General features: G+C 38.0%; 10 protein-coding genes. 4 read left to right on the top strand and 6 right to left on the bottom strand.

All coding sequences use genetic code 11. From position 1 onward, the window contains the following. Window positions 1-159: 159 nt before the first annotated feature. Window positions 160-1,269: a cell division protein ZapE gene (gene zapE, locus L647_RS0101665; protein ID WP_024609657.1), complete on the bottom strand. Its 1,110-nt coding sequence runs from the start codon at window positions 1,267-1,269 to the stop codon at window positions 160-162. 59 nt (window positions 1,270-1,328) lie between these two features. Here zapE and L647_RS0101660 point away from each other — a divergent pair, with 59 nt between their 5' ends. Then, window positions 1,329-2,027: a pseudouridine synthase gene (locus L647_RS0101660; protein ID WP_024609656.1), complete on the top strand. Its 699-nt coding sequence runs from the start codon at window positions 1,329-1,331 to the stop codon at window positions 2,025-2,027. A 144-nt stretch (window positions 2,028-2,171) separates the two neighbouring features. After that, window positions 2,172-2,450, top strand: coding sequence for a hypothetical protein (locus L647_RS0101650; RefSeq protein WP_024609655.1), 279 nt, complete (start codon window positions 2,172-2,174; stop codon window positions 2,448-2,450). A gap of 40 nt (window positions 2,451-2,490) precedes the next feature. On the opposite strand, the gene L647_RS0101645 is transcribed toward L647_RS0101650, so the two are convergent. Together L647_RS0101645 and L647_RS0101640 are read right to left on the bottom strand one after the other, a co-directional pair. Further along, complete coding sequence (locus L647_RS0101645; protein WP_024609654.1) at window positions 2,491-3,264, bottom strand: YggN family protein; 774 nt, start codon at window positions 3,262-3,264, stop codon at window positions 2,491-2,493. Window positions 3,265-3,717: 453 nt separating this feature from the next. Then, on the bottom strand, window positions 3,718-6,147 hold the full coding sequence (locus L647_RS0101640) for a zinc-dependent metalloprotease (RefSeq protein ID WP_024609653.1): 2,430 nt from the start codon (window positions 6,145-6,147) through the stop codon (window positions 3,718-3,720). A gap of 154 nt (window positions 6,148-6,301) precedes the next feature. Here L647_RS0101640 and L647_RS0101635 point away from each other — a divergent pair, with 154 nt between their 5' ends. After that, complete coding sequence (locus L647_RS0101635; RefSeq protein WP_024609652.1) at window positions 6,302-7,270, top strand: class 1 fructose-bisphosphatase; 969 nt, start codon at window positions 6,302-6,304, stop codon at window positions 7,268-7,270. An 815-nt stretch (window positions 7,271-8,085) separates the two neighbouring features. Here L647_RS0101635 and L647_RS0101630 read toward each other — a convergent pair. Beyond that, window positions 8,086-8,412, bottom strand: a complete 327-nt coding sequence (locus L647_RS0101630) for a hypothetical protein (protein ID WP_024609651.1) — start codon at window positions 8,410-8,412, stop codon at window positions 8,086-8,088. 43 nt (window positions 8,413-8,455) lie between these two features. Here L647_RS0101630 and L647_RS0101625 point away from each other — a divergent pair, with 43 nt between their 5' ends. Beyond that, window positions 8,456-8,815: a DUF5522 domain-containing protein gene (locus L647_RS0101625; protein ID WP_024609650.1), complete on the top strand. Its 360-nt coding sequence runs from the start codon at window positions 8,456-8,458 to the stop codon at window positions 8,813-8,815. 31 nt (window positions 8,816-8,846) lie between these two features. Here L647_RS0101625 and L647_RS0101620 read toward each other — a convergent pair whose 3' ends face one another. Continuing rightward, on the bottom strand, window positions 8,847-9,266 hold the full coding sequence (locus L647_RS0101620) for a group 1 truncated hemoglobin (RefSeq protein ID WP_024609649.1): 420 nt from the start codon (window positions 9,264-9,266) through the stop codon (window positions 8,847-8,849). After that, the coding region (locus L647_RS0101615; RefSeq protein ID WP_024609648.1) for a DUF3034 family protein at window positions 9,266-9,903 on the bottom strand (638 nt) is incomplete at its 5' end. The genes L647_RS0101620 and L647_RS0101615, both read right to left, overlap by 1 nt.

Here is a 9,903-nt window from a genome sequence, read left to right as displayed (position 1 = left end):
TGGCGTGACGAGCAAAGCTCGTAATTACTATGTTTGGTCTTTTCATTTACCCCTCTTTTACTTCTCTTTGCACAATAAGATTTTAAGTGACTTATTCACAAAGAGAATTAGAGGTCACTACAGTTTTCGCGTGAGCAAGATCTACATCAAACTAAAACGTTACCAATTTTGCATTTCGACTATGCGCGACTGCGTTCGCGCATATTCAAAGCTTAGTTTTTTGCCCGTATAAAGAGTGTCAATGTCGGCTTCGGCATTTATTACCAGCAACTTATGGCAATCGTAAAACTCATCCACTAACGCAATAAAACGACGCGCTTCGTCATCTAAAGTATGCTCATCTAATGTTTGCTTTTCGCGTTGGTAGCTGTCTTCAATGCCATGCACAATAACTTTACCCGTAGCATTTACACCCATTTTTGGTACCTTTGATATATATAAAACATCAAACTGCTTTGCTAAAAACATGTAGTCGTTAGCGCTACGAGGACCAGAGCACAACGCCATAAAATCAATCATTAACGCATTATCGGTTTTTAATAAATAAGGTAACTCACGTCCATGCACACTGATTGTGTTGCTTTGCACTGCTGTAGGATAGTCAATTGAAAATGCAGATTTAAACGCTGACTCTGATAAGCCAATAAAATAGTGACTACTATTTTTACCGTGTCTAAAGCGATGATCTTCAATCCCTTCAACACTAATTATATGACAATGATTATTTACTAAATCGATAGTGGGCAAAAACCGCGCTCGTTGTAAGCCATTATAATAAAGCTGCTCTGGCTTTGCATTAGAGGTAGCCACCAGTACTACACCGTGTTTAAACAGTGCGTCGAATAATCTTGCCATAATCATGGCATCACCAATGTCGCTCACAAAAAATTCATCAAAACACAGCACACGAATATTTTTTGCCCACTGTTTTGCAATTAAATTTAATGGATTTTTTTGACCTTGCAATTGCGCTAGTTGAGCATGTACTTGCGCAATAAAATGATGAAAATGTAAACGCTGTTTTTGAGTCGTAGCTAAGTTTTTATAAAATAAATCCATTAACATAGATTTACCACGCCCAACAGGTCCATACAAATAAACCCCTTTAACTAACGGTGCTTTTTGCCACCAAGTATGGCTTGTCTGCAACTGCTCGCTCAAGATATTTAACGCACTCACTGCATTTTGCTGAGCAACATCAAAACTTAGTTCACCAGAGGCAACCTTTGCTTTATATAGGCTTAAAATTTGTGTGCTCTGCACTGTCATGGTATTTCACTATCCGTTATAATCGCGCCCATTGTAGCCGACTAAAAATGTGAACCAAAATGAAATTCCCTTGCCGCTTAGATAAATTTATTAGCCACTTAGCAGAGCTACCTCGCTCAAAAGCGCGCGCTAGTATAAAACGCAAAGAAGTAAGCGTTAATGGCGAAGTGGTAACCTCACATGATTCTCATATTCATCAGCAAGACGAAGTGCTTTTTCAAGGTGAACCGCTGGTATTTTTAGGTAAGCGCTACTACATGCTAAATAAACCAGTTGGTTACGTTAGCGCCAATAGCGACGAGCTTCACAAAACAGTATTTGATTTACTCGATGAGCCAAACATGAGTGACTTTCACGTGGCTGGTCGCTTAGACATAGACACCACGGGCTTGGTGATTATTACAAACGATGGTGAGTGGTCACATAAAATCACATCACCAAAAAGTAATAAATTTAAAACCTATTTAGTCGAAACCCAAGAGCCCATTACTGATGAAGCATTAGAGCAATTACGCGAAGGTGTGATGCTGCATAACGAAAAAGATTTAACTCGCCCTGCTATCGCCGAACGACTTGCTAATTACGGTCTGCGTTTATCAATAAGTGAAGGTAAGTTTCATCAGGTTAAACGTATGCTTTATGCTGTAGATAACAAAGTGGTTGAATTACACCGCGAACAAATTGCTGGTATTAAATTAGATGAAAACCTAGCAAGTGGTGAGTATAGATTGCTAACAGCTGATGAAATTAAGCTATAACCTATATGATTTTACAAAAAAGTATCATACCTAAATGCACTCGTTTTATAATCATTCCATAAATAAAAGGAGCTTTAATGAATATATTTAAACGTTGTAATTTAGCAATTTTAATAACCTCTATACCAATATGCTTTTCAGTCAGTGCAAAGTCCAATAGAAGTAGAGTACAACGCTTATTTGGAAAAATATAATTCAGCAATTAAACAACGTAATTATGATGATGCTTGCCTAGCTGCTGAGAAACTTTTATCCATGGACTCTTCTGATACGTTTTCCCTTTTAAGATTATCTTATTGTTCAGAAAAGTTAGATGGTAAATATAAAAAGGTCGTTGAGTTATATTGGAAAGGTGTAGCTCGTTCAAATAAACAAGAAATCGAAATATTAGATTTTATAAAAGTAATTAATTCATCTAAATAGTTCTAACTCTCTAATTTAGTGTAGATAAAATTGTAAACAATTACGATTTTATTTGTACTAAATCAAAGTCGGCCATACCTGGTACTATAGCTTGCAAACGAGATTCGGTTACATCGAGCGTATTCAAGCATTCACAGTATTCTGAGGCTTTAAGCTCTAACTGGTGCGCCTTTTTTTGCAATGATTTATCAATCTCTTTTGTAATGATATCCATACGCTGACCCATGTCGTTAATACGATCTTCTATATTACCTTCGCGCGATTTAAACGCACCGCCTAACGACACAATAATTGCACCAAGCGATCCATGTACTGCAGAATGAATTTTTTGGCTAATTTCTTTAGTAAAAAAATCATCAATTTGGGAAAGTGATTGCGGAGCAATAAAAAAGAAGTCATCGCCGCGCTTAAATTTATCCATTAACGCGCGCTCTACATATTTAAGCTGGGTTTTAAGTACTTCAGGGTCTTTATCAGACATTCCCTCAACAACATGCTCTATAGCGCTTAAACCTAAATGCACACCGTCGGTTGCTAAATTAACTAACTCGGGAACTGTGTGGCGAATGCCACTACTAAACTGCTCAAGGACTTTGCTTTCATCGTCGCTCAAATCAACCCAATAACCACGAATAAATAACTGATTATTATTATTAATTTGCACACGGGTTTGACCGTTATCAACAATACGAATTACATCATCTGTGATTATTAAACCGTGTCTGAGTTCTACGTCGCATTGAGGTTGAGCTAATACACTGGTACTTGTAAGGGCTATGGACAACGCCAATATCGAACGAGATAGTAACGCCATAAACACCTCAAAAAGACCAAAATGGAAGAGCGGTAGGTTAACAAAAAACCAACTTTATGCAAGTAAAAGTAACGAAAGGAATACAAACGTCGAATTAATAAAGTAAGGCGGTAACAGTTTAAAAAGCGAGGTGTAAAACCTCACCTCCAATAAACATCAAACCCGACAACATACACCAAACCTGTAGGTGCGAATTTACATCAATCATGTAACTTGGCTTTAATATTTTAAAAACAAAAAGCGAGGTGTAAAACCTCACCTACAATAAACATCAAACCCAACAACATGCACTAAACCTGTAGGTGCGAATTTACATCAATCGTGTATCTTGGCTTTTTTATTTACAAGCGAGGTATAAAACCTCACCTACAACAGTATTTACCACCGAGCTTTGCGCTGCAAAAAGGAGACAATATTTATTGCTGATTGTCTCCTTATAATGATGATAATTTTTTAAATTGGCGAACCAGGTGGTATTGGTAACGCTTTAAAATTACTTGGCCACGTGCCGGTTTTTAAAAATTGATTAATCTGCTGTGCTAAATATTGTTTAAATGCACTTTCGCCGGTGCTGGTATGACTTAGTAATGAATTTTGATTAAAGTCTTCACTTAGCTTCGTCAGGTAGTAACTCAATTGGGCTTGCACTTCAGGGCTTACAGCATCGTTTGCAACTAAATCTGCCATTGTTTTTGCAGTTAAAAATTGTACGCGCTGAGTGATTTTCCCTGCCATAGTATTAGGCGACGATACGTTAAACACTTGACTGTAAAGCTCCTCAAGTAATTCATCTAAGCTGTAAAAATCATTACTACGTGCTTGCTGTTGCGCTAAACGGTTTAAGCGCTGAGCGTTTAATAATAACGATAAGCTATGTTGTACAGCAACTTCAGGTAATGCCATTGCATCAAGTGTTAAACCTGTACGGCCAACTATACTTTCGCGTGATTTAGACTCGCCATATGCTTTTGGCGGAATAAGCGATAATACAGACTCTGGCAATAATAAGTTACTAGGCTTAAGTGTTGCAAAAATAGCATTTACTGCTTCTTGCTGTATTTGCTTTGCAACTACTTGCGCGCCTTTAACTTGCGCATCACTGCGTGTTTCGTATTCGTAATCAACTCCCGCTATAAGTTTAACAACAGCCTCTACCTGAAAACGATGAAACAAGTAAAGCGGGACTAGCTTTTCTTCTAATTGTGAAAGTGCATCACCAGTTTTAATGTTATTAATACCAAACTGAGAAAGCGCTTTTTTACGAACATCTAGTACTCTTAAAAGCTCCTGTGAAGGGTTAGCGCCGTTATCCCATAAATGAGCAGTCGGATGTGCCCCACCTTTTGCACGCGCATCACGATCTGATATAAATTCAAGCCCTTTTGCTTTGTTCTCTTTTAATATAGCGGCAAGCTCTGCGCTTTCATCTTGATTAGTAAAATCGCTGTAGCCATATTTAATTACTTGGGTATCCCATACACCCATGCCTTTAGCATAGCCGCGCGTTACATCTAGCTTACCTTGCTCGTTAAAACTAAGTAACGGATGAGGGTAATCCATTACAGAAGCTCTATCACCTACCGATGCAGCAAAGTTATGTGAAATACCCAACGTGTGACCAATTTCATGTGCGCTTAATTGGCGAATACGATCAAGCGCCATCGCTTGTAAATTTTTAGCAACTTCATTACCTTTTAAATAAGGTGCAGCAAGCGCTTCGGCAATTAAAATATCTTGGCGTACACGTAAAGAGCCAAGCGTTACATGCCCTTTAAGGATTTCACCTGTACGAGGGTCGATTACAGAGCTTCCGTATGACCAACCGCGTGTTGCACGATGCACCCATTGAATAACGTTATAACGAATATCCATAGGATCGGCATTGGTCGGTAATACTTTTACTATAAATGCATTTTTGTACCCTGCAGCACCAAACGCGTCATTCCACCACTTTCCGCCTTCAAGTAAAGCGCTTTTTACTGGTTCTGGTACACCCGGATCTAAATAATAAACAATAGGTTCTACTGGTTCGCTAACGGGTAAGCTCGGATCTTTTTTAGCTAAGCGATGACGCGGTATGTAACGCACATACATAGATTCACCTAGTGGTGCTGCGTAATCTTTATGTTCAATACTCCAAAAACCTGATTGCGAATTAAATTTACGCGGTACGTAGTTATCATCAGGTAATTGAATAAGAGAGTGATGCATATGCACAGTAAGGGCGTATGGGTCTGCACTAACTTGGCGAACAAACTCACCAGGCTTTGTACCTTTAAACGTAAGTACTGATTCAAGCTCTGTGTTTTTTATAAATGCTTTTGAGCGATTCATATCAACAGCACTTCGCGATTCATCAAGGTTAAAGCTACCTTGCTTACGAGCAGCAAGTGTTCGGCTTACACCATGCACGTCACTTAATAAATAAGGGGTGTAATCAATCAGCGCTGTACTATTATCCTCTGCAACAACTTTAAAACCAGCAAGTATGCTTGATGCAAATGCTTCTTTAATACTTTGTTGTTCCGCTTTATTACTCGTATTAGCACGGTAGTAAGTATTTACAGCGCGTAACATTACTTTGTCACCAAAACGCTCAAACTGAACTAAATAAGTGTTACCTAACTGACCGCGATCAAGCCCTATGTCGTTAGAGCCAATACCGTACGGTAAACTTTGTTGAAGTAAAAACTGCTGTTCAAACTTATCAACTTTTAAGTACACCTTGCCATTTTGGGTATCATAAAAGAATGAATAGAAGCCTGGAAAATGATTCATTTGCCCAGTAAATTCATCAATAGACTTAATTGCTGCGTGCGCTTGGGTTATGATAGAGAACAGCACAGTAAGGAATATGTAACATAATAGTGATATTTTTTTCATAATCTTATCTTTGTTATTTGTGTTTTAAGTACGATTAGGTGGTCCCATTATAGGGTGCTATTTAAACAATACAGTTATTTAAGACGAATTTCAGCGCTTTAAACTAATCTCTCTCACTTTGTGATTAATTTGAATATGTTATCAGGAAAATAAAATGCGTAGACTCCCTCCAGTATTACTTGAAGACGGTTGCCCAAGAGAGCTTTTATCATTAATTCGAACAATTTTAGCTGCATGTAAAGAAATTTCATTTCGTGTTGGTCAAGGTGCACTTTCAGGCGTGTTAGGTTCAACTCTTGATGAAAACATTCAAGGCGAAACTCAAAAAAAGCTCGATGTATTATCTAATCAGCTGTTAAAAGATATTTTACTGGAATCTGGAACGGTTAAAGCAATCGCTTCTGAGGAAGAAGACTACACAGTAGCTGGCAATCAAGATGCTAAATATATTGTTGCATTTGATCCCCTTGATGGCTCATCAAATACTGATATTAACTCACTTGTGGGTACTATCTTCTCGATTATGGAAGCACCTGAAGGCTCTGATGCTGCTGATGAAAGTATTTTTATGCAGCCGGGCCATAAGCAAGTTGCAGCTGGTTACGTACTTTATGGTCCGTCGACCATGCTTGCACTTAGTACAGGTAAAGGCACGCGTATGTTTACTCTTGATAAAACACAAGGTAGCTTTTTACTAACACAAGATTTTGCTGACATTCCTGCTGAGACTAACGAATTTGCTATTAATTCATCTAATCAACGCCATTGGCAACCAGCAATGCAAAGCTATATTAATGACTTAGAAGCTGGCGAAACAGGTCCTCGTGCTAAAAACTTTAATATGCGCTGGATTGCAGCAATGGTTGGCGATGTGCATCGTGTATTAAGCCGTGGTGGTATTTTTACTTACCCTACCGACACTAAAGATCCTAAAAAACCTAATAAACTACGCTTACTTTACGAAGCCAATCCAATGGCTATGCTGGTAGAGCAAGCTGGCGGCATTGCCTCAACAGGCAGTGAACGTATTATGGATATTCAGCCTGATGCAATCCACCAGCGTGTGGCTGTAATTTTGGGTTCTAAAAACGAAGTGGAAACATGTTTGGGATACCATAAGTAATCGTTTAAAACGGTAATTCTCGATTTAAAAAAACCGCATTCAATTTGAATGCGGTTTTTTATTACTTATAAGTTACATGATTGATGTAAATTCGCACCTACGGGTTTGGTGTATGTTGTGGGGTTTGATGTTTATTGTAGGTGAGGTTTTACACCTCGCTTTTTAAACTTTAAAGCCACGTTACATGAGCGCGATATAAAATCGCACCTACAGGTTTGGTGTATGTTGTGGGGTTTGATGTTTACTGTAGGTGAGGTTTTACACCTCGCTTTTTAAACTTTAAAACACGTTACATGAGCGCGATGTAAAATCGCACCTACGGATTTGATGCATGTTGTCGGGTTTGATGTTTATTGTAGGTGAGGTTTTATACCTCGCTTTTTAAATTTTAAAACCACATTACATGAGCGCGAAATAAATTCGCACCTACGGGTTTGGTGTATGTTGTGGGGTTTGATGTTTATTGTAGGTGAGGTTTTACACCTCGCTTTTTAAATTTTAAAACCACATTACATGAGCGCGAAATAAATTCGCACCTACAAGCTTAGTATATATCAGCATGCTGTAGGTGAGGTTTTACACCTCGCTTTTTAAACTTTAAAGCCACATTACATGAGCGCGAAGTAAATTCGCACCTACGGGTTTGGTGTATATCAGCATGTTGTAGGTGAGGTTTTACACCTCGCTTTTTAAACTTTAAAACCACTACATGATTGATGTAAATTCGCACCTACGGGTTTGGTGTATGTTGTGGGGTTTGATGTTTACTGTAGGTGAGGTTTTATACCTCGCTTTATTGGCTGCTTAGCGCTAAATCAAATTTTTACCAACGCAACTAATTGCGCAAGCTTTTTATGGCTAAGCTCACCCATTTGCTCACTGTTACTAAGCGCATAAATAACGCCGTCATGTTCACTGCAATTAATATCATCTCGCGACTCAATTACATTAGCCCACAGCTCTAGGTCATCCAAGTCGATTTCGTTATTTAAACAACGTTCTAGTACATCAATTAGTACTGTGGTTGTTAAAGTATAAATAATATTTTGACTGTTTGCAGGAGTTGAAACAATAACCGAAATGGCATCATCTCTGCGTTCACCAAAAGTAATAAATTCAGCTAATGCTTTTTGTGTGTTCATAATATTTGGTATGCTTATGCGACTAAAACTTTAAAGAATAATAATGACTCAACTCAACTGCACCCATTGTAATACCATGCTCACTTGTAACGTAGATAATATATTGGCATGTTGGTGCAACGAACTTCCTGGTATTTTACCTCTTGATACCACAACAACAAGCTGTTTATGTAGAAGCTGCACACTCGATAAAATAAATGCCTATTTAGAAAACATATATACGCAGCCGATTAAAATCCAAATTGATTTTGCAAAGCCATTTAGAAAAAGTGACAATTTAATTGAAGGGCTCGACTACACCATGCAAAGCGGCTACATGATATTTAGTAAGTGGTTTTTTTTAAAGCGAGGCTCGTGTTGTAAAAATGGCTGTAAAAACTGCCCATATGGTTTTAAACAATAAACACAAATAAATTCGAATTGACCAGTTTTTACTAAATTTTTATTATTTCACTGCGTAATGGCGCCATTTTAGAAAGAATTTTATTTTGCACACTATGACTTATATTTTGCTCATTCATTGCATTAATAAGCAAATCAACCACATGATTAAAGTCTTTTTCCGATATATGCATTCCAGTATGAATATCAACCATTGAATCGCCATCATAATTACACGGACCGTTAACTAACATACAAAGGTGGGTAATAAAACCTTGGCGAAAGTGTGTAATATTAGCGTGTTCAAAGTAATGAAATACTTGCTCATCGTTACCTATTTGATAAATAAAACTATCAATAAGTCTTTCTATACCCGCTTTTCCATCAAGTTGTTGATAAAGGGATAAATCAGATTTACTCGCACAACCCCCTAACAAACCAATACATAATAAAATTACTGCAAAAGATTTCATTACCAATACCCTGTTACCGATAAGTACCAACCTGTTTGATCGTTTACTCCAGCAATGCGTCCTAAATCTAAATAAGCAGCCGTTACACTTATATCTTTATTAGGCATCCATACTACAAACACATCTTTCCAATCTTGCTCACCTAAATTAAGATTATTCGCTTTTTGACGGTATTCAACTCCTACGGCGACTCCCCTACTAAAAAAGATAGCGGTACTCCCTTCTAATAATATTTTAGAGCCATCGTTTACACCACCATAACCAAGTAAACCTAATTCATTCGCTTCGCTGTATCGAGTAGTTACGTTCCAAAACCAGTTATAGCCAGCAATTGCGCCTAAATGGAGTTTGCTCGCAGCTAAATAAAAATCTGTTCCACTGGTGCTTTCTGCGCCAACAAGTTTTGCAACGGCACCATCATCAAGAGATTTATGCTGAATACCTAAACTTAGCTGTGGCCACTTACTATAAACAATATCACCATATAAACGAATTTTAGCACCCGTAATAGATTGCTCTATTTCGGTATCAAATGCTGGTACATCAAACTGCTGTACCGCATAACTCAGCTCTACGCGATTAAATAAATTAAGCTGAGCGCCGCATACATCTAGCGTGTAGTCGGTAACATCGGCTC

Origin of the sequence: Pseudoalteromonas sp. TB64, from assembly GCF_000498095.1 — a bacterium.
Classification (GTDB): Bacteria; Pseudomonadota; Gammaproteobacteria; order Enterobacterales; family Alteromonadaceae; genus Pseudoalteromonas.
The sequence above is the reverse complement of the archived record's forward strand: the minus strand, read 5'-3'. Positions and strand labels throughout refer to the sequence as shown.